We start from the raw sequence: 20964 nt of genomic DNA, 5'->3' as shown, positions 1-20964 counted from the left end.
CTCCGTCCGTGGATCCATTACGCTGCTACCGCCAGTCCGTTGACGAATTTCGCCAGTTTAGACTTGTTGTTAGCCGCTTTGTTTTTGTGAATAATATTACGCTTTGCCAGTTTATCCAGCAGCGACGACACCGTTTTGTACAGTTCAGTTGCAGCTACTTGGTCAGTTGTCAGCCGCAATTTCTTGATCATCGTACGGGTCGTTTTGTGTTGGAAACGGTTCAGCAAACGTTTCTTCTCGTTCGCCCGGACCCGCTTCAATGCCGACTTATGATTTGCCATTGCTTATTGGTACAGTATACAGTTTTCTCACAAATGTCCGCAAAAGTAGGTATTTGTGAGAAACTATGCAAATAATTCCTACGCTAAATCGCGGTTTACACGCCTTACTGCCGGATTTCGGAATTGATGATAAACACCTTTTCCCAGCTTCCCTGATTATTTTTTATAAATGCCCGTTGCTTTTCGTTCTTCTTAAACGTCTCAATGTCAGCTTCGGTCTGAAAGGTGAGGTAATGCATGACGTCATATTCCGATGAATTGCCACCCGCAGTCTGTAACGTCTTGCCGGAAGTGTACGAAATGATCTGTGGAATTTCATGCTTTAAAGCGGCAAACTCACGCATATGTTGCTCAATTGCTTCAGTTTTAGTGCCTTCTTTAAATTTAAAGCATACGATTTGCTGCTTTTGGGCTTTCCGCGCGGGTGAGTAGGCACCATAGATTACCAAGCCAAAAACACCAAAGAAGAAAAGAATTAGGCCGTAGCCAAAGGATTTACGTTTCATCGTGTTTGCAAAATTGATGTTATTCCAAATTTTATTCTGAATGACACCGTCTGTTATAAATAAAGTGACAGGTTTTCTTACTTAAGTACTATGTTTGAACAAAGGTATTGTATTAATATTTTGAAGCAAGTGGTTTTGCTGATTTTTTTGAGTTCGGCCGGCCAAGCCCATTCGCTCACAAAACCACAGTGGGGATTTTACGGCCATAAAAAGATTAATCGATTGGCGGTTTTTACCCTGCCACCGGAAATGCTGGTCTTTTACAAAAAACACATCGACTACCTGACCGAGAACGCGGTGAATCCGGATCGTCGAAGGTACGCCGTGATCGGAGAAGCTCCCCGGCATTTTATTGATCTGGATGCGTACGCCGATACGTCAAAAACCGCCTTGCCCCGGGCGTGGAAACCGGCGGTGGAACGGTTTGGGGAGGACACACTGGCCTTGCACGGCATTGTTCCCTGGCACATTCAACTGGCGAAGTTTCAGTTAACCGAAGCATTCAAAGCCCGCGATGCCCGGCGAATCCTGAAAATTTCGGCCGATCTGGGCCATTACATTGCCGATGCCAACGTACCGTTGCATACCACCCGCAATTACAACGGGCAGTTGACCGGCCAGCAGGGAATCCACGGTTTCTGGGAATCGAGATTACCAGAGTTGTTCAGCAATGAGTACGATTTTTTTACGGGTCCGGCCAGTTACGTGGACGCACCGCAGAAGCGGGCCTGGCGGGCGGTTTTCGACGCACATGCCGCCCTGGACTCGGTATTGCGACTGGAAAAGCAGTTAACCGACGAACTCGGCGAAAATCGAAAATACGGTTTTGAAGAACGCAATGGCGTAACCACCAAAGTTTTCGCCGATGCGTTTTCCCGAAAATACCACGAGCAACTGAGCGGCCAGGTCGAACGGCAAATGCGGTCGTCGATCAAAATGGTGGGCGATTTCTGGTACACCAGCTGGGTTGATGCCGGGCAGCCGGATTTGAAATCGCTGGCGGATGGTAAACTGACTGACGAAGACGAGAAAACGGATTCGGAAGAAAAAGAAAGCTGGCTCCGGCGGCTGCTGAAAGTGCGCAGCGAGGACTAGGGAAATTCTGTTCGCCCGAATTTTGTACTTTCGCGATTCAAAGCAGCGAAAGACACATGAGCTTACCCAAAATATACCTGCGTTCCGGGCGCGAAGAAGCCATCCGGCGGTTTCATCCCTGGGTGTTTTCGGGCGCGGTGGCCCACACCGAGGGCGAACCCCAGGATGGCGATGTGGTGGAAGTGGTCGATAAGAAGGGCAAGTACCTGGCCACCGGCCACTTCCACAACGGCAGCATTCTGGTCCGGATTTTTTCGTTTAAACCGGTTAGTCCAGACGTGGCCTACTGGACGGAAAAACTAGCGGCCATCCGAACCATCCGAGCGGCCCTGTTGCCCCCGCGGACAAATTGTTACCGGCTGGTTCACGGGGAAGGCGACGGCTGCACGGGGCTGATCATTGATCTCTACAATGGCGTTGCGGTTTTACAGGCGCATTCAATCGGGATGCACCGCGAACGCAACCTGATTACGGAAGCGCTGAAAAATGTGTTTGGTGACGAGCTGCGGGCAGTTTATGACAAAAGTGCCGAAACCCTGCCCGACGATTATGCCGCCACCGTCCAAAATGCCTACCGCTACGGCCTGGTGGAGGTACCGCACGAAGTAGAGGAAAACGGCCATAAATTTCTGGTAAACTGGATCAGTGGGCAAAAAACCGGTTTTTTTCTCGACCAGCGCGATAACCGCCAGTTGCTGGCGCGGTATTCGGCCGGAAAAAAAGTCCTGAATGCGTTCTGTTATTCGGGCGGTTTTTCGGTGTACGCCCTGAATGCCGGAGCCGCTTTGGTGCATTCCGTAGATGCTTCCCAAAAAGCCATCGACCTGACCAATCAAAATGTTAGCCTGAATGCGGACGACCCGGCGGTTGACCGGCGGCACGAAGCCTTTGCCGACGATGTAATGAAATACCTCCAGACGCACGATGATACCTACGAAGTAATGGTGCTGGATCCCCCGGCTTTTGCCAAAAGCATGTCGGCCCGGCACCGGGCCGTGCAGGGCTACAAACGACTGAATGCCGAAGGGTTACGGCGGGTCGCTAAAGGGGGCGTGGTCTTCACCTTTTCCTGTTCGCAGGTCATTGACCGGGAGTTGTTCTACAATACCGTCGTGGCGGCTGCCATCGAAGCAGGCCGTCAGGTGCGGGTTTTGCACCATTTGAGCCAGCCCGCCGATCACCCGGTTAATTTGTTTCACCCGGAAGGCGGTTATCTGAAAGGATTGGTTTTGTGGGTTGAGTAACAAATCCAGATTATTTATAAACTTGCAGGTATGAAGATAGGTCTAATATCCATCGGACTTGCTGGTTTGATTTCCCTGGCGACCGATTCGAAAGAGATTCAGTTTAGCCGCTACTTTGTGGCCGCCGAAAGTTACGAAACCGTCGGCGTGGTCGACCTGAACAAGGATGGGAAGCCTGATTTGGTATCGGGCGATTTCTGGTACGAAAATTCGGGCGATCCGAAAGCCAGGTTTCGCAAGCGGTACCTGATCGGCAACCAGAAACGCTTCGACCAGTATTACGACGATTTTTCGACCATCCCGCTCGATGTCAACGGCGACGGCCGCGCCGACATCGTCACCGGTGGCTGGTTTGGGCAGGATTTGAAATGGCTCGAAAATCCGGGTCTGGACAAGAAAGACCTGTGGCCGGTTCACGAAATTGCCAAAGTGGGCAATGTGGAAACCACGCGGGCCTGGGATGTGGATGGGGACGGCACCGTTGAAATTGTGCCCAACAACCCCAAACATCCGTTAAAATATTTCAAACTCGAAAAAGGAGGGACGTTCAGGCAGGTCAATGTGGCACCCACGCAGGACCACGGCCTGGGAATGGGTGACGTCAATGGCGACGGCCGGAACGATTTTATAGTCAGCAAAGGCTGGCTGGAAGCCCCGGCCGACCGCGAAAAAGGTCCGTGGACGTTGCATCCGGAGTTTGAGTTGGGTACGGCCAGCGTGCCGATTCTGGTGGTCGATGTCAACGGCGACAAACGCAATGACCTGATTGTTGGGCAGGGCCACGGCTACGGCTTGCATTGGTACGAACAAACGCTGGAAGGTGGCAAACGGGGCTGGAAAAAGCACAGCATCGACGAAAAAGCGTCCCAATACCACGTTTTGGAATGGGCTGATCTCGACGGGGACAAAAAGCCCGAACTCATTACCGGCAAACGCTACCGCGCCCACAACGACGGCGACCCCGGTGCCTACGACGACGTGGGGCTTTACTACTTTACCTGGAATGGTAAAGAATTTTCCAAACACACCATTTCCTACGGCCAGCCGGGGAAAGGCAAAGGAACCGGGATCTATTTTGCCCTGGCCGATCTGCGGGGAACGGGACGTCTGGATATCATCGTTGCCGGAAAAGACGGTCTGGAAATCTTCTTTAACGAGAAGTAAACGCTTGTCAAACGGCTGCCTTGCTAATTTTTACTTCGCCATTCAGCGTAGCTTTACCATTTTCCGAAACCGGGTTTTCGTCCGGATGCGACAAGGCCGGAGCCTGGTTCGAGCTGGTTGCTTTGCCGATGAATTCGCCTTCCTTGATGGTTTTGCCGTCGCGAATCCGGACCTGCCCCTGAAAGTCGGTGGCCTTTTTTCCGCCCACATTGAGCGAACCAATCAATCGCTGTAACTGCGAGGGATCGTAGCCCACCAGATACGACAGGAGCGAAACCGTAACTGCAAATTTGAAGTAGGAAGACGGAGAAACGCTCAAAATCTTGGCCGTATCGTTATCGCCGGGCATGGCAAAATTGGCAACGTACGTGCCGGCAATTAAAATCAAATAAGCCAGAAAACCGCGAAACATGGAAACCAGCGGGTGCTCGGTCATGTAAATCAAACTCCGGTATTCGAACGAATCGCGTTCCAGTTCATTAACGTCGGTGTTCTCCTTTTCATTAAAGGCGCTTAAGTTGCTGGCCAGACCGCCCAGCATGCCGGCTAAAGCCGCTAACAAGGCCGTGTTGGTGGGCGTAAACGTCAGCGAATAAAGAAAGAGCTTGTCCCAGTATACGATTTTTCCGTTGTTGACCGGCAGCAGTGCTGCGGACGAAACACTCATGCCAATAAAGAACAGGATTAACCAGCCGATAAAAATGGCAATTCCAGTCAGTACCCGGTTTCTTACAAAATTTTTGTCGTGTGATTTGTTGTCATCGGTTTTCATAGCAGGCAAGGGTTATACACTAAAATAATCCCATGATCTGCTCATTGTCAAGTATTTAATTCTGTTTAGCGTATTAGTACGTGGCATTATCAGGTAAATTACCTGCTCAGCCTGACCACCGAACGTCCGGTTCTGATTCAAAATAAAATCGGACTGGTAAACGCCGGATAATCGACTGCGAAATAGCACCGAATCAGAGCGGTTCTTCCTATGAAACTTACTTGTAGCGTCTGGTAAAAGGCGATAAAAAAATAATCCTGACTGGTAAGAAAGCCTGTTTATACTTTCTTACCAGTCAGGATTATGTTCAGAACGATTCATTTAACTTCTCCCGGAATTACGCTTAGCTCCCGGCGGAAGTTGCCCCGCAAAACCGCCATTGAAATGCGGTTTCCGATGGTTTCTTCCGTCAAAAACCGGTGTAAATCATCAACCGAAGTGATGGGCTGTCCGTTGAATTCAACAATGATATCGCCCTGTTGCAATTCGCTGTTGTACGCAACGCCGTCGGCTTCGGTGCTGACCACAATGACGCCGGTTTTGCCATTCAGGTGGTTGTATTGCTTGATGCGCTCGGTCAGGTTGATCAACTGCCCGGCAATGCCCAGGTAGCCCCGGCGAACCCGGCCGTGCATGATCAACTTTCCGGCTACCATCGCAGTCAGGTTGGACGAAACCGCAAAACAGATTCCCTGCGCGGGCAGAATCACGGCGGTATTGACCCCGATCACATCGCCCTGGGAGTTGACGAGCGGCCCCCCGGAATTGCCCGGATTCAGGGAAGCATCGGTCTGGATCACATCATCAATCAGGCGCCCCGACTCCGAGCGAAGCGTACGGCCCAGGGCACTGACAACGCCGGCCGTCACCGAATACTGAAAACCGTATGGGTTTCCCACCGCAATGGCAATTTGCCCGACCTGCACCTGCCTGGAATCGGCAAACCGGATGGCTTTCAAACCTTCACCATAAATTTTAATGACGGCAATGTCGGTTGCCGGGTCGCAACCAATCAGCGAAGCTTCGAAGTCACGCCCATCGGGTAAAGCCACTTCAATCCGGTTGGCGCCAACCACGACGTGGTTGTTGGTGATGATGTAGCCATCCGATGAAATCAGAAAACCGGAACCCGTTCCGCCGTCGGGCTGGGAGCGACCCCGAACCGGGGGCTGGCCCTCTTTCAGACGTCCGCTTACTTTAATCTGGACCACCGACTGGCTGACTTTTTTCGCTACATTTACCACCGTGTTGGAATAGGCATCGAGCAGCGGTGTATCCTGATCGCCCGACCCGCCCGGCATCGACTCCGTGCCGGTATTGGTTACAAAATGAAATTCCATGACCTGAGGTATTTAGTTGTAGGTGCAACTTTCAAATTGCGTACCAGGCCAAATTGGACCCAAGCACCGTCAATTTGTCAGTCGCCAAACCGAACTTTGATTTACGATGACTTTTGAAGAATATCTGGCCAGTAAAAAGATCGATGAGCAGCAATTCAGGCGGCACGAACCCAGCCGGTTCGATGCCTGGAAAACCGAATTTGGGCAGCTTCATCCGGAAAGCTTTACGACGCAAAAGAAGTTTCTGCTCAACGAAGTGCGTCGCCGGTACCTGATTCGTTAAATAAGGAAAGCGTTTTGCCCACGGCTGATTCAGAAAATTTGACTACTTTTAATCCCACACAAACACCTTTTGTTCCTGTATGCAGCGTTATGATTTTGCTATTGTTGGAGCCGGATACGCCGGTAGTGTTTTGGCCGAACGGTTGGCCAGCCAGTCCGGAAAAAATGTTTTATTGATTGATAAGCGCCCCCACATTGGCGGCAATGCCTACGACTATTTTAACGAAGATGGGATTCTGATTCACCTTTACGGACCACATATTTTTCACACCAATTCACCGGAAGTATTTGGGTATCTGTCCAATTTCACCGAATGGCGTCCGTATGAACACCGGGTGCTGGCGTCGGTCGAAGGACAGTTGCTCCCCATCCCGATTAACCTGGACACGGTAAACAAGCTTTACGGCAAAAACTTCACGTCGGAAGAACTCAGCGAGTATTTTAAGACGGTGGGCGAACCGGTGGACGATATCAAAACCTCGGAAGACGTGGTGGTGAGTCAGGTGGGCCGCGATCTGTACGAAAAGTTTTTCAGGAATTACACGAAAAAACAGTGGGGGGTTTATCCTTCCGAACTCGATAAGTCCGTGACCTCCCGCATTCCGACGCGGACGAACCAGGACGACCGGTATTTTTCGGATGAATTTCAATCGATGCCCCTGCACGGTTTTACGAAAATGTTCGAGAAAATGGTCGATCATCCGAACATTACGCAGATGCTGAGCACGGATTTCAACAACGTTAAAGACAATTTGTCATACGACCAATTGATTTACACCGGCCCGGTGGACGAATATTTTGATCATTGTTACGGGAAATTACCGTATCGTTCGCTGCGTTTTGAACACCAGACCCTCAATGAAGAATGGCACCAGCCGGTGGCCGTGGTCAATTATCCCAATGATCATGCGTATACGCGGGTGACGGAATACAAGCACCTGACGGGCCAGGAACATCCAGAAAAAACCAGCATCACGTTTGAGTATCCGCAGGCCGAGGGCGATCCTTATTATCCGGTGCCAATGCCCGAAAATGCGGAGCTTTACCGGAAATACAAGCAACTGGCTGATCAGCAGCAGAATGTGCATTTTGTCGGACGGCTCGGAACCTACCGGTATTACAACATGGATCAGGTAGTTGCTCAGGCACTTACGTTGTATAAAAAACTGATTGGCGCCGATTCGCTGGCCGAAGTCGCGGGAACGAAAGCCGCCGGCAAATAACCAGAAAAGGGATTTCAGGCCGGTATCATCCCTGATTGCCGGAACTACACGGTCGAATTGGGCGACGCTTCACGGTAGCCCAATTCGACCGTATTTTTTGCGCCAACTCAAAAAACCGGCGCAGGATTTCTTAACTACAAACGTCCATTTACAGCAGCTGACGCAGATCGATCTGATTTAAGTAGGGTTCAAAGGGATGCTGGCTTTTCGATTGGCTGCGGTTTTGACTTTTGAGGGATAACAGGTGGAGGAGTTCGTGATTGCCTTCGTAATAGGGACTTCTTCTGAAATAAGCTTCGACAAAAAAATCACCGACCGCGTAAAGGCCAACCGTAAAGGGGGGAGACGGCCGATTCAATAAATGGTGGCCATGCATCCAGAGCAAATCGGCTTTCTTGGATAAAGGTAATTGATTGTATTCAAGTTGGGTTAACATGCCAGATTGGGGAAGGGAAAATGCTGAGCGCGTCGTTGCTTCCAAGCCATTTTACGATTCCTGCCGATAAAAATAAGGACTGGCGTGTAATTACAATTCCAAAGTTAGTATCCGGTTTTTTAGGTCTTCCTGATGTATAGGTCGTTGACTCTAAGTAATTTAAAATGGTAAAACGGTAACAAATTCGCTATCAAACCGGGGCATCTTTTCCGCCTTCCCGTTTTCGGGTTCGATTCATTTCCAGCAGATATTGCTGGAGTTTTTCCTCCAGCTCACCGGATGAAATATTGGCATACAATTCACCGTCGATTGCCAGGGAAATCCGGCCGGTTTCTTCGGAAATGGCAATGGCTGCGGCATCGGTTACTTCACTAATTCCGATGGCGGCCCGGTGCCGAAAACCGGTTGACGTCAGAATTTCGTCGTTTTCGGAAATGGGCAAAATGCAACGAGCCGCCCGAATGCGGTCTTCTGAAATAATAACCGCCCCGTCGCGCAACGGACTGTATTGGCCGGCAATGGAAAGGAGCAATCGTTTGGCAACCAGGGCATCCAGCCGGTCGCCGGTTTGAATGAATTTTTCCAGATCATCATTCTTCCCCACGACAATCAGCCCGCCCGTAAATTCCGAAGACATGGACTTGCAGGCATCCACAATGGGTTTCAGGGGGGTGGCGGTTTCCGAAACCGTGGGCGTCCGGAACCACCGCAGGAAAAACCGGCTGTTGGCGATGTTGGTCGATTTGCCGATGATGAGCAGGAATCGCCGGATTTCCTGTTGAAAAATAATGATCAACGCCAGCGCCCCGACACTGATAAAATAGCCCAGGAGGGTTGTCAACAATTCCAGCCCAATGGCTTTGGCAACCAGGTAGAGCAAATAGATTAATAAATACCCCAGAAAAATCCGGCTGGCGATGGTGCCTTTGACCAGAAAATAAATCTGATAAAGCAGAAAGGCCAGCAGCATTACGTCCAGTACATCCACCCATTCAATGTCAAGAAAACCAATTTTCATAGTAGAGATTGTGATAGTGTTGTCTGGTATTCGGTGGTTTGCAGACAACTTGTAACCAATTTAATGACTTCAACGGCTTCCCGCACATCGTGGACGCGCAAAATATCCGCGCCTTTGGTAATTGCCACCGTATTCAAGACGGTTGTTCCGTTCAAAGCTTCTTCCGGCCGGATGTTCAGGGTTCGCCAGATGGTTGATTTGCGGGAAAGCCCCACCAGTACCGGAGCCTCGAAGGACTGGAAAACCGCCAGTTGATTCAGCAACTGAAAATTCTGCGGGGGTGTTTTGGCAAAACCAAAACCGGGATCAATGATAACGTCCTTTTGGCCCAACGCCCGAAGCTGCCGAAGCCGCTCCTGGGTTTCAAACAGCACATCCGGTACTAAATTCGTATACGCGGTGTGCTGGGTCATGGTTTGCGGAGTCCCGCGCATGTGCATCAGGACGTACGGAACACCCAGCTGGACGACGGTTTCAAACATGAGAGGATCGAGCGTGCCCCCCGCCACATCGTTAACCATCACCGCACCCGCGTTGACGGCCTGCCGGGCTACCGTTGCCCGAAAGGTGTCGACCGAAAGCCAGGCATCCGGAAAAGCCCCCAAAATGCCTTCTATCACCGGCAAAACCCGCTCGACTTCTTCCTCCGGCGAAATATCTGCCGCCCCGGGGCGAGTCGAATAACCGCCCACGTCCAGCAGCGCAGCACCTGCGGAGAGCATCCGTCCAGCCTGATCAACGGCCTGATTTACAGACGATAAACGACTTTTGGCGTAGAAGGAATCCGGATTGACGTTCAGGATTCCCATGACGACGGGCGTGGTCAGGTCCAGAACTTTTCCCCGCAGATTGAGCGTTTTTTTCGTAACTTTCGGCATGAAATTAGTGGGTAGTCTTCGGTGGGAATTCCTCAGTCATCCCCTAGAATGCTGCGGAAAACGAATGGCTCCTGAAAACTGAAGATTCCAACGTATGTTGCAAACCGAAGCTCAATATCGGCAAGTGATTCAACTCTGCAAAGAGGTTTTTCAGAAAAAGAATAAAGACTACGGTACGGCCTGGCGCATTCTGCGGCTGCCGTCGATTACCGATCAGATTTTTATCAAAGCCCAGCGGATTCGAACCTTGCAGGAGCGGGGCACGCAGCGCGTTGAGGAGGGTGTCGTACCGGAATTTATGGGCATCATCAATTACTGCGTGATGGCTTTAATTCAGCTCGAGTTAGCCGACAGCGATCAGATGGAAATTCCGGTGGGTGAACTGACCGAGCTCTACGACCGGCAGATTGGCCGTGTCATGAGCCTGCTGTTTGCCAAAAACCATGATTATGGGGAGGCCTGGCGGGACATGCGGGTTAGTTCAATGACCGATATCATTTTAATGAAACTCCTCCGGACGAAGCAAATCGAAGATAATGAGGGAAAAACTTTGATTTCGGAAGGCGTCGATGCGAATTACATGGACATGATCAATTATGCCGTGTTCTGTTTAATCAAGTTGGAATTTGTTGATAGCTCTGTACCTGCATGAATGTAAGTAAATCCCGGTCCGTACCTGTCCGGAAGGTTGCAACCTGGCAGCGCGTGGTAGCGCAGGTAGCCCGGTTTGTCGTTGGCGCGATTTTTATCTTTTCGGGATTGATCAAGATCAATGACCCGGTCGGAACGCAGATTAAACTCACCGAATATTTCGAAGTGTTTGCGGTCGATCTGCCGTCAATGGCGGGCTTTTTTCACGGTCTGATTCCTTTTACGCTTATCCTATCGGTATTTTTCTGCGCGGCAGAAGTGGTGCTGGGGGTGGCGCTCCTGCTGTCCTACCGAATCCGGCTGACTTCCTGGGTGTTGCTGGCGCTGATCGTATTTTTTACCTTTCTGACGTTTTATTCGGCGTACTTCAACAAGGTGACGGATTGTGGCTGTTTTGGCGACGCGATTAAATTACAACCGTGGACTTCGTTCAGCAAGGATATTTTTCTGCTCGTACTGATTCTGGTGATTATCTGGCAGCGCAACGTGTTTCGGAACACACGCACCGGTTTTCTGGTGGGGATGGCGACCATTGCTTCCATCGGGATCGGGGTGTACGCCATTCAGCACCTGCCCCCGCTGGATTTGCTGCCTTATGCCGTGGGCAAGAGCATTCCGGCCCAGCTGCAACCGTCTGAACCCCTGCGGTTTTCCTATAAGCTGGAGAAAGATGGCAAGGAGTACGAATTTGACAAGTACCCGACTGATACGACCTACAAATTCAAAGAGATGATTTTGCTGAACGAATCGGCAAAACCTAAAATTACTGACTACCGCATCTGGAACGACGAAGGCGATTTTACGCAAGGCACGTTTGAAGGCACCAAACTGATGCTCATTATCCGGGATATTCACGATCTGAGCATTGGCGATATGCCCGCCATTCGGAAGCTGATGAAGGGGGTAGACAACAAAACCGTGATGCCCCTGATTCTAACCTCAGTGAGTGATCAGGAGATCAACGATTTTCGGCACGAATACCAGCTGGCGGTTCCGGTGTACAAAGCCGACGCGACGGTTTTGAAAACCATCGTGCGCTCGAATCCGGGTTTGTGGCTGATCAGCAATGGCGTCGTCAAAGGCAAATGGCATCATACCGACACCCCGGCACCGGAAGAAGTAATGGCGCTGCTGGCTAAAAAATAAGGTGCGGTTTTAGAGAAAAATTTAATGAGGAATGTTTTTCTGGTCGGAATGCCATCGTCGGGAAAGAGCACGCTCGGCAAACGGCTGGCCCGCCATCTGGCCTACCGCTTCGTGGATACCGATAAATTGATTATTCAGGAGGAGGGCGGCCGCAGCATCAACGATATTTTCAGGACCGACGGCGAAGCCTATTTTCGGGAAGTCGAAAGCCGGGTTCTGCACACCATTCAGCCTGACAGCAACTTGGTTGTTGCGACCGGGGGCGGAATGCCGTGTTTTCACGATAATATGGCGTACATCAAATCGTGCGGTTTTAGCATTTTTCTGGACGTCGAACCCGGGCAATTGCTGGAGCGCATGGTCCGCCACCAGCACGACGACCGCCCGTTGTTTAATCGCCAGGACCCCACTTTACTCGAAAACCTTCAACAGAAATACAATGATCGCCGGTTTTTTTACAGCCAGGCCGATTGGGTTGTGCCGGGGGAAACCGTTGTGGAAGACCTGGCCAGAGAAATTCAACGCTATTTGTAAGGCACGGAAATCGGGCCGGTACAATAACTTTTTGCCGAACACGGAACCATTTAAAACCGTCAATATGTATTCAATACAGTTTGCCGTTTTTGACGGCCGTTTCAAAAAGGAATATTGCGCCGTCTATCCGTATGTTACTAGCGAAAAAGTGCCTGATTGCCTTTCTAATCGTTCTTTGGCCGTATCTATCGTATTCGCAACAGTCCACTGATTCTACGCTACAACAGGCAACGCTGCAAGGTTGTGTCGAATATGCCCTTCAGCATCAGCCCGTTATCAAACAGGCCGAAATTGATCAATTGATTGCCGAACGATCCATTCGCAGCGCCTTGTCGAGCTGGTTGCCGCAGATTTCCGCGAATTACAATTTGCAGCATTACCTGAAAATGCCGGTTTCGCTGTTTCCCAATTTCAACAATCCGACCTCGCCCGAGCGGATTCCGGTAACAACCGGCGTTGCCAACCTGTCGAATCTCCAATTAGGTCTCAGTCAGAATATATTCAACCGGGATGTGTTGCTGGCGAGCCGCACCGCCGATACGTACCGATTGCAGGCCCGTCAGAATCTGGTCAACAACCAGATCGATGTAACGGTCAACGTCAGCAAAGCGTTCTATGATTTGATTCTGACCCAGAAACAGGTCGACATTCTGGACGGTGACATTGCCCGGCTGGAGCGTAGTTTGCAGGACGCCACTAATCAATACAAAAGCGGAATTGTGGACCGAACCGATTACAAACGGGCGGCCATTGCCCTGAACAATTCGCGGGCGCAGCGTAAACAGGCGCAGGAGCAAATTGGGGGAAAGTCGCAGTACCTCAAGCAGTTGATGGGTTATCCGGCCCGGGCGGACCTCACACTGACCTACGACACGCTGCAACTGGCCAACGAAGTTTTCATCGATACCAATCAACTGGTCAAACCGGAAAGCCGGATCGAATTTCAGTTGCTTCGGACGCAACAGGATTTATTGAAAGCCAATGTATTGTATAACCGCTGGGCGTATCTACCAACGGTTTCGGCTACCGCAAACTACAATTTTGTTTTTCAAAACAGCGAATTTGCCAAACTTTACAGCCGCAATTTTCCTAACTCACTCGTCGGGCTGACCATTGCCCTTCCGATTTTTCAGGGCGGTCGGCGCATTCAGGAACTTCGGATTGCCGAACTACAGGTGCAGCGATCCCAGTGGGAACTGACCAATCTTTCCAATACCGTCACGACGGAATACCGGCAGGCACTTGCCAATTACAAAGGCAATCTGGCCACGTACCGGGCTTTGCAGGAAAATCTCGATCTGGCCAACGATGTTTACCGGGTCATCCAACTGCAATACCGCTCGGGAGTGCGCGCCTATCTGGACGTAATTATCGCCCAAAACGATCTTCGGACCACTCAATTGACGTATTTCAACGCCCTGTACCAGGTTCTGGTCAGCAAACTGGATGTGCAGCGGGCCTTGGGAGTGGTGCAGAATTAGTGAAAATAAATTATGCGAGTTTGTCTTTACCCAATCATTCGAATGACTAGGCGTTTAACTTCCTGTTCCATACCCGTTGTTCTGCTGGCAATAGTATCCGCTTGCGGAGGGGATAAAAAACCGGCTCAGCAAGGGCCACCTCCTCCAACACCGGTTGCCGTGGCGGTTGCCAATCAGGGAACGGCCGTTTATTACGATGAATATCCGGCAACGGTTACACCCCTTAATCTGGTGGAAATCTATCCGCAAATAACCGGGTACATCACCGGTATTTTCTTTACGGAAGGCCAGATGGTTAGCCGGGGCCAAAAGCTTTATGAGATTGATAAGCAGCAGTATCAGGCGAATTACGACGAAGCGGTTGCTAATGTCAGCGTAGCGCAGGCCAACCTGAATCGGGCGCAGAAAGACGCCGACCGTTACGAAACGCTGGCGAAGCAGGATGCGATTGCCCGGCAGGTGGTCGATAACGCCGAAGCTACCCTGGAGTCGGCCAAAATGCAGGTTGCGGCAGCCAAGGCGAATGTAGTCCGCGTGTCTACGAACCTGAATTATTCAACCATCAAGGCTTCCATAACCGGCACCATCGGAATCTCGCAGGTGAAGCTGGGTGCTGCCGTTTCACCGGGGCAGACGCTGCTGAATACCATTTCGTCCGATGATCCGATTGCGGTTGATATTGCGGTCGATGAAACGGATATCACCCGGTTTGTCCGGCTGCAAAACCGGAAAGTGACCGATTCGACGTTCGTGTTTGTCCTGCCGGATGGCACATCCTACAAAGCGTCGGGTAAGATTGGCATCATCGACCGGGCCGTTGATCCGCAAACCGGCACCCTGAAAGTGCGACTGTTTTTTGCGAACCGGCAGAAAATGCTGAAGGCCGGGATGAATGGCAATATCCGGGTGCTGAACAACGAATCGGGGCAGCGCCTGTTGATTCCGTACAAGGCAGTCACCGAGCAGATGAGTGAATATTTTGTCTACGTGGTGGGCGACAGCAGCAAAGTTTCGCAGCGGAAGATTTCGCTCGGAAACCGCATCGGGGCTAACATCGTCGTCAAAGAAGGACTGCGTGAGGGGGATAAAATTGTGACCGAAGGAATTCAGAAATTGCGGGAAGGGGCGGTTGTGAAGGTTGTTGCCGATTCGGCTGCCGTTGGGCAGTCGGCCACTACAGCCCCCTCAGCCAGCAGCCAAACCCGCTAACCAGCTTAAGAAATGTTTGCCAATACGTTCATCAATCGGCCTGTAACGGCTATTGTTATTTCCATTGTTATCGTCTTACTGGGTATTCTGGCCATTATGAATCTGCCGATTGGTCAGTATCCCGATATTACGCCCCCGGTGGTCCAGGTTACCGGAACCTACACCGGTGCCGACGCCCAAACCGTGGAGCAGACGGTGGCAACCCCCATCGAAACGCAGGTCAACGGGACGCCCAACATGCTGTACCTGCAAAGCAACAGCACCAGCGATGGCCGGATGACCATGAACGTAACGTTCGATGTCGGAACGGACGTCAACATTGCCGCGCTTGACGTTCAAAACCGGGTCGGTATTGCCCAGCCGCAGCTTCCCTCGGAGGTAACCCGGCTGGGTTTGACCGTGCGGAAACGGAACCCAAGTTTGTTTATGCTGGTGGCCATTTATTCGCCCAACAAAACCCACGGCGTGTCGTTTTTGGACAATTACGCCAACATTTTTATCCGCGATGCCCTATTGCGGGTCGAGGGCGTTGGCGATATTTTCTCCCGCGCCGACGATTTCAGTATGCGGATCTGGTTGCAGCCTGATAAACTGGCGCAACTGGGGATGACGCCCGCCGAAGTGGTTGGCGCTTTGCAGGAGCAGAACCTCCAGATTGCCGCCGGTTCGGTAGGGGCACCCCCGCAGCAGTCGTCCCAGGCGTTTGAATACACGGTTTTTACCAACAGCCGGTTAAGCAAAGAAGACGATTTCCGAAATATCATTGTGCGGAGCAAGCCCGAAACCGGGTCCGTGGTTTATCTGAAAGATGTGGCCCGGGTTCAGTTGGGTAAGTTCAGTTACATCAGCAACTCCTTCGTGGATGGAAACCGGGCGGCTTATCTGTTGTTGTACCAGTTGCCGGGCAGCAATGCCCTTTCAACGGCCAAGGGCGTGTACGCGGCCATGGACGAGCTGAAGAAATCCTTCCCCAAAGACATTGATTACGTCGTCCCGTTCGAGTCGGTTTCGGTGGTTCAGGTGTCGGTGGACGAAGTAGTTAAAACCCTGCTCGAAGCCCTGGCGCTGGTGACGGTGGTCGTTTTTCTGTTTCTGCAAAACTGGCGGGCCACGCTGATTCCGGTGTTGGCCATTCCGGTATCAATTCTGGGGACGTTCGCCATTTTCATTCCGCTGGGATTTACGATTAACACGCTGACCCTCTTTGGGTTTGTGCTGGCAATCGGGATTGTGGTCGATGATGCTATTGTGGTGGTCGAGGCCGTCCAGCATTACATTGATCACGAACGAATATCGGCGCGGGATGCGACCCGAAAGGCCATGAAGGACATTGCCGGACCGGTGGTTGCCATCGCCTTGATCCTGGCTGCGGTTTTTGTGCCGGTGGGTTTCATTCCCGGCATTGTCGGGCGGCTCTATCAGCAATTTGCCATCACGATTGCGGTTTCGGTCCTGATCTCCGCCTTTGTCGCGCTTTCACTGACGCCCGCCCTGTGCGCGCTGATGCTGAAACCAACGGAAATAAACCAGAAATCAAAAGGCCTGAACTGGTTTTTCTTCAAGTTTAACCACTGGTTTGACCGGACGTCCAATTCGTACAGCGGTGGCGTTAACCGGCTGATTAAAGCCTCGCCCCTGGTGCTGGTGTTGCTGGGCTGTCTGTTTGTGGGAACCGGTTTTCTGTTTAAGGCCAAACCCACCGGTTTTATCCCAACGGAAGACGAAGGACGCGTTATCATTACCTACGAAATACCGGAAGCCGCTTCGACCACGCGCAGTCTGGCCGTTCTGAACCGGGTGATGGACATTTTGAAGAAGCAGCCGTATGTCGCTCACTTTTCCGCGCTGGGTGGTCTGAATGCCGTTACCTTTTCCAGCAAGTCGAACAGCGGTACGGTTTTTACCCAGCTTAAGCCGTGGAGCGAACGGACGGACAAATCGGTGCAGATTGATTCGGTAGTGGTGAAATTGCAACGGGCGCTTTCAACCATCAAAGAAGCCAGCGTGGTCGTGATTCCGCCCCCGGCCATCCCCGGTTTGGGACAAACTGCCGGTTTTACCTTTGAAATCGAGCAGCGCGAAAGTACCGACGACGTCAAAGCCTTCGACCGCGTGGTGCAGAATTTTGTGGCCGAAGCCAACAAGCGACCCGAAATTGCGCGGGCTTTTACCTACTTTACCTCCAAAACCCCGGCTTTCCGGGTGGATGTGGATCGGGAAAAGTGTAAAAAACTCGGTATCAACGTCAACGAAGTGTACACCACCATGCAGACCTACCTAGGTAGCGTTTATGTGAACGACTTCATTGTGTACGGTCGGAAATTTCGGGTGGTGGCGCAGGCCGACACGGCTTACCGGGCGGATATTCAGCAACTGAAGCGGTATTTTGTCCGGAATAGCGCCGGGTCGATGGTACCGCTGAGCACGGTTATCAAAACCGAAGTGATTGAAAATGCGCCCCTGATTTCGCACTACAACCTGTTTCGGGCCGTTGAAATCAACGGAAGCCCCAAACCGGGTTACAGTAGCGGTCAGGCCATTGATGCGCTGCGGGAGGTGGCCGATAAAGTCTTACCGGCGGGTTATGGGTACGATTTCTCCGGTTTGAGTCGGGAAGAAATCAGTTCCGGTTCCAGTACGGTTTACATTTTCAGCCTGTCCGTGCTGTTCGTATTCCTGTTTCTGGCGGCCCTTTATGAAAGCTGGTCGGTGCCTTTTGCGGTTTTGCTTTCGGTGCCGATTGGGGCTTTTGGCGCAATCCTGACCCTGACGTTGATCCCTTACCTGAGTAACAATGTTTATGCGCAGATCGGCTTGATTACCCTGATCGGTCTGGCGGCTAAAAACGCCATTCTGATTGTGGAATTTGCCAAGGAGCGCGTCGATAAAGGAGTCGATTTGCTGGAAGCAACTCTCGAAGCCGTCCGGTTGCGGCTTCGACCGATCATCATGACATCCCTGGCGTTTATTCTGGGTGTATTACCGCTGGTTTTTGCGAGTGGAGCAGGAGCCGTAGCCCGGAAAACCATTGGCTGGACGGTTTTTGGTGGCATGTTGGCCGCTACGTCTCTCGCTATTTTTGTCGTGCCGGTGCTGTTCGTAGTCATTACCCGGTTTGCGTACGGCAAGAAAAAGCTGGCCGAGCTGAAAGAGGCCACCCAAAAACCGGAACAGCAATTACAGGAAAACGACGGTGTTGCGCTCTAATACCGTTGAATGACGTAATGATCGCTGTGCAGTTTCTGCCGCAACTGAATCAGGGCCAGTCGGGTCCAGGTTTTGACGGTGCCGAGGGGTAACTGAAGCTCCTCGGCCGCTTCCTGCTGGGTGTAGCCCTGCAAATAAACCAGATTGATCACCTGCCAGTGCCGGGGCTCCAGCGTGGTGTTAACCACATCCGTAAATCCGATGTAGCCCACGTTGTTCAGCGTGACAGCCATTCCCGGTAGATAATCATCCACCGGCAATTCAACGTGCAAATCTTTTTTAAGGGAACGAAGGTGGTCAAAGGCCGTATTGCGGGTAACGTTCAGTAACCAGGTAAACAGTCGGCCTTTCGACGGATCATGCCGGTGGATATTTTTCCAGACCTTAACGAATGTATCCTGTAGAAGATCCTGAGCTTCCGCTTCATCTTTGACGATCTTGGTGAGAACACTGAGGAGAGTCGACGCATATCGGTCGTATAACTGGCTGAAAGCCAAGCGGCTGTGAGCTTTTAAGCTTTCAATGAGATCGAGTTCAGAATCCGAAGTAAAGGGCTTTTTCAAACGGTTGGGTAACAGCGGGATAATCAGTGATAAAAACCGGTAAGCGATTCTAAGTACTCACTGAAAGCTATTTGAATTACTTAACAGAATCCGCGTTAAATTGTTAGGAAACTGATTAATTGGTAGGTAAAAATAGCCAGTCCAAAAACAAGACGGGAGCCCTGGTCATCAGGGCTCCCGTCTTGTTTTTGGACTTCAGCTAATTAAAAGAATACCCCTACGGTGAGGGTGATATTCGTTAATTTGGTGTCAATTTGTGCGGATGCAAAATCAGCCGAGTTAGGCAGGGAGTAGGGCGTGTAAGCCGATTGCATCGTGCCATAGGTTCCGGCGGCATCAACGAAAAACCGGTCCGTACGAACGCCAAGCCCGCCCGATACCAGCAAACGCGACCGATCCAGGTTGTTCAACCGGGTTTTATACGGATCGGGCAAGTAGGCCACTCCACCACGAATACGCAGCAGGCCCGCCCGGATTTCGGCTCCGGCCCGCAGGTTCACCACATTTTTATAGGTGCCCTGAACCTCGCTTTTGACATCATTCTTGAAGTCGGTATTGTCCTGCGAATCATAAACACTCGTCGTTGCGCGCATTCCACCGTAACCGACGTAGTCGGCCGTTGCCGTGATGAAACCGAGTTTCCCACCGCCCAGAAAATACGTCAAACCGCCGGATGCCCGGAATGGCGTCGTCAGACTGTACTCAAAATTAAGCGGGGTGACAAACACCTCATTTTGATTAATGGGCAGATTGGGATCTTTCGCATCGACGCGAATAGACTGTTCGAACGACTCCTTGACGCTGGTAAACGTCGGCGTAGCCAACGACGCTCCCAGTTGGAGGTTACGATCCGGTTTATAGATTACCCCAAAAGAGAAGTTGATTCCATTCCCCGTTACGGTGAAGTTATCGATCTGGCTATAGTTATTAAAAACCGCTCCTCCGACTACTGTTTCGCGGTAGACGTTTTCGAAATCATACCGGAGTCGACTGAGACCAAGCGACGCTCCCACATACAATTTGTCGTCCAGATTCCCAGCGTAGCCAATGGTCCATTGGGAATGCCCGCCCGAGGATTCAAACGTGTTGCGTTGATCGGTTGGGGCCGTGGCATCATACCGGAAGTAGGGTGGTCCGGTTTGATTAGGATTCGTCGACGAAGGGGTGCCGTTGATCAAAAAGAGCTGGTAGGCAGCCGCAGCGGCAAAGTTCGCTTCATTGGTATTGGTATTATATTGGCCATCCAGCTGATCACCCGTCAGGTTGCGGTCGTTGGCATCGACAATGTAGGTGTCGAGGATCGAACTGCGGTTGTTCCGCCCGCTAAATACAAAGTTGTTGGTCAAACTCACCTGCCGGTTATACGTAATGCCTAAGGCCGTCCGGCGCCAGCGCCGGTTTTCGTTCTGTTTGTTACCAGCCAGCACCACCCCGAACTGCGTAATACCGGGTCGGGTGATGTTGTTGGTTTGCTGATTGCCAATGTAGGTCGTCTGGGCGTTGATCAGATTGAACGTTGGGCTTAAACTGATTTCAGAGCGGTTGTAAAATCCCAGCCCGGCCGGGTTGCCGAATACGGCACTGGCATCTCCGCCAATGCTGGCGTGATTACCGCCCAGCGCCCGCATACGCGCCGTTCCGGTTTGTGTTAATTCCGAGTACCGAAAGGCGTCGCCAGCGTAAATATCGGCTTGGCCAAGCGCGCTGCCTGCGTACAGAAGCAGACCCACGATGCAAATGCTATTTTTCATATAAAGTGTGTGCTAAAAATGGAAATCATGAGTCGGATGTGCGTTTCATTTCGGACAATGAACTATAGATGCATTTCGTTGGCCATTGGTTTAAAATAACCCCAAAAAACCGCTTTAGTTTTCCATTGAGCTGCAATTCCCGCCCGATAATACAACGAAAAAGCCCGTCGATTGTAACACCGA

General features: G+C 51.4%; 20 protein-coding genes. 11 read left to right on the top strand and 9 right to left on the bottom strand.

What is annotated here, in order from left to right:
- Nucleotides 1-17 precede the first annotated feature (17 nt).
- The gene (gene rpsT / locus ACYVHX_RS11410) at nucleotides 18-281 is read right to left on the bottom strand and encodes a 30S ribosomal protein S20 (protein ID WP_460671765.1); all 264 of its coding nucleotides are present in this window, start codon (nucleotides 279-281) and stop codon (nucleotides 18-20) included.
- Nucleotides 282-385: 104 nt separating this feature from the next.
- Nucleotides 386-787: a Dabb family protein gene (locus tag ACYVHX_RS11405; RefSeq protein WP_460671764.1), complete on the bottom strand. Its 402-nt coding sequence runs from the start codon at nucleotides 785-787 to the stop codon at nucleotides 386-388.
- A gap of 90 nt (nucleotides 788-877) precedes the next feature.
- Here ACYVHX_RS11405 and ACYVHX_RS11400 point away from each other — a divergent pair, with 90 nt between their 5' ends.
- Genes ACYVHX_RS11400 through ACYVHX_RS11390 form a run of 3 tightly spaced genes read left to right on the top strand, consistent with a single transcriptional unit; the run spans nucleotide 878 to nucleotide 4290 of the window.
- A complete protein-coding gene (locus tag ACYVHX_RS11400) occupies nucleotides 878-1882 on the top strand; it encodes a zinc dependent phospholipase C family protein (protein ID WP_460671763.1) in 1005 nt (334 codons plus the stop codon).
- 56 nt (nucleotides 1883-1938) lie between these two features.
- Entirely contained in the window at nucleotides 1939-3126 is a 1188-nt protein-coding gene (locus tag ACYVHX_RS11395) for a class I SAM-dependent rRNA methyltransferase (protein ID WP_460671762.1), read from the top strand.
- A 30-nt stretch (nucleotides 3127-3156) separates the two neighbouring features.
- Entirely contained in the window at nucleotides 3157-4290 is a 1134-nt protein-coding gene (locus tag ACYVHX_RS11390) for an FG-GAP repeat domain-containing protein (protein ID WP_460671761.1), read from the top strand.
- Nucleotides 4291-4297: 7 nt separating this feature from the next.
- Here the strand turns inward: ACYVHX_RS11390 and ACYVHX_RS11385 are convergent, their stop codons facing one another.
- Together ACYVHX_RS11385 and ACYVHX_RS11380 are read right to left on the bottom strand one after the other, a co-directional pair.
- Nucleotides 4298-5062: a hypothetical protein gene (locus tag ACYVHX_RS11385; RefSeq protein WP_460671760.1), complete on the bottom strand. Its 765-nt coding sequence runs from the start codon at nucleotides 5060-5062 to the stop codon at nucleotides 4298-4300.
- 317 nt (nucleotides 5063-5379) lie between these two features.
- Nucleotides 5380-6402 carry a S1C family serine protease gene (locus ACYVHX_RS11380; RefSeq protein WP_460671759.1) on the bottom strand — a complete coding sequence of 341 codons (1023 nt, stop codon included), beginning with the start codon at nucleotides 6400-6402 and terminating at the stop codon, nucleotides 5380-5382.
- 106 nt (nucleotides 6403-6508) lie between these two features.
- Between ACYVHX_RS11380 and ACYVHX_RS11375 the strand changes: the two genes are divergently transcribed.
- Nucleotides 6509-6685, top strand: a complete 177-nt coding sequence (locus ACYVHX_RS11375) for a hypothetical protein (RefSeq protein ID WP_460671758.1) — start codon at nucleotides 6509-6511, stop codon at nucleotides 6683-6685.
- 79 nt (nucleotides 6686-6764) lie between these two features.
- Nucleotides 6765-7907 carry a UDP-galactopyranose mutase gene (gene glf, locus ACYVHX_RS11370; protein ID WP_460671757.1) on the top strand — a complete coding sequence of 381 codons (1143 nt, stop codon included), beginning with the start codon at nucleotides 6765-6767 and terminating at the stop codon, nucleotides 7905-7907.
- Nucleotides 7908-8055: 148 nt separating this feature from the next.
- Here glf and ACYVHX_RS11365 read toward each other — a convergent pair whose 3' ends face one another.
- From ACYVHX_RS11365 to folP, 3 genes are all read right to left on the bottom strand, one after another.
- A complete protein-coding gene (locus tag ACYVHX_RS11365) occupies nucleotides 8056-8388 on the bottom strand; it encodes a hypothetical protein (RefSeq protein ID WP_460671756.1) in 333 nt (110 codons plus the stop codon).
- Nucleotides 8389-8533: 145 nt separating this feature from the next.
- Entirely contained in the window at nucleotides 8534-9361 is an 828-nt protein-coding gene (gene cdaA / locus ACYVHX_RS11360; protein WP_460671755.1) for a diadenylate cyclase CdaA, read from the bottom strand.
- The gene (folP, locus tag ACYVHX_RS11355) at nucleotides 9358-10239 is read right to left on the bottom strand and encodes a dihydropteroate synthase (protein WP_460671754.1); all 882 of its coding nucleotides are present in this window, start codon (nucleotides 10237-10239) and stop codon (nucleotides 9358-9360) included. Before folP ends, cdaA begins: the two co-directional genes overlap by 4 nt.
- A 94-nt stretch (nucleotides 10240-10333) precedes the next feature.
- On the opposite strand from folP, the gene ACYVHX_RS11350 reads away from it, so the two are divergent.
- The 6 genes from ACYVHX_RS11350 to ACYVHX_RS11325 all read left to right on the top strand — a co-directional run bounded on the left by ACYVHX_RS11350 (nucleotide 10334) and on the right by ACYVHX_RS11325 (nucleotide 18467).
- On the top strand, nucleotides 10334-10891 hold the full coding sequence (locus ACYVHX_RS11350) for a DUF1599 domain-containing protein (protein ID WP_460671753.1): 558 nt from the start codon (nucleotides 10334-10336) through the stop codon (nucleotides 10889-10891).
- A complete protein-coding gene (locus ACYVHX_RS11345) occupies nucleotides 10888-12036 on the top strand; it encodes a BT_3928 family protein (protein WP_460671752.1) in 1149 nt (382 codons plus the stop codon). The genes ACYVHX_RS11350 and ACYVHX_RS11345 overlap by 4 nt, the downstream gene beginning before the upstream one ends.
- A 24-nt stretch (nucleotides 12037-12060) precedes the next feature.
- A complete protein-coding gene (locus ACYVHX_RS11340) occupies nucleotides 12061-12570 on the top strand; it encodes a shikimate kinase (protein WP_460671751.1) in 510 nt (169 codons plus the stop codon).
- A 131-nt stretch (nucleotides 12571-12701) separates the two neighbouring features.
- Nucleotides 12702-14051, top strand: a complete 1350-nt coding sequence (locus ACYVHX_RS11335; RefSeq protein ID WP_460671750.1) for a TolC family protein — start codon at nucleotides 12702-12704, stop codon at nucleotides 14049-14051.
- 42 nt (nucleotides 14052-14093) lie between these two features.
- Nucleotides 14094-15260 carry an efflux RND transporter periplasmic adaptor subunit gene (locus tag ACYVHX_RS11330; RefSeq protein WP_460671749.1) on the top strand — a complete coding sequence of 389 codons (1167 nt, stop codon included), beginning with the start codon at nucleotides 14094-14096 and terminating at the stop codon, nucleotides 15258-15260.
- 12 nt (nucleotides 15261-15272) lie between these two features.
- Nucleotides 15273-18467, top strand: a complete 3195-nt coding sequence (locus ACYVHX_RS11325) for an efflux RND transporter permease subunit (protein WP_460671748.1) — start codon at nucleotides 15273-15275, stop codon at nucleotides 18465-18467.
- Here ACYVHX_RS11325 and ACYVHX_RS11320 read toward each other — a convergent pair.
- Nucleotides 18464-19030 (bottom strand): RNA polymerase sigma factor, encoded by a 567-nt coding sequence (locus tag ACYVHX_RS11320; RefSeq protein WP_460671747.1) that lies wholly within the window; start codon nucleotides 19028-19030, stop codon nucleotides 18464-18466. The two genes, ACYVHX_RS11325 and ACYVHX_RS11320, sit on opposite strands and share 4 nt — an antisense overlap.
- Nucleotides 19031-19233: 203 nt before the next feature.
- Complete coding sequence (locus tag ACYVHX_RS11315) at nucleotides 19234-20781, bottom strand: hypothetical protein (protein ID WP_460671746.1); 1548 nt, start codon at nucleotides 20779-20781, stop codon at nucleotides 19234-19236.
- Between the last annotated feature and the right edge of the window lie 183 nt (nucleotides 20782-20964).

The sequence above is a fragment of the Larkinella ripae genome (genome assembly GCF_054780775.1).
This window is presented reverse-complemented; position numbering and strand designations above follow the sequence as displayed.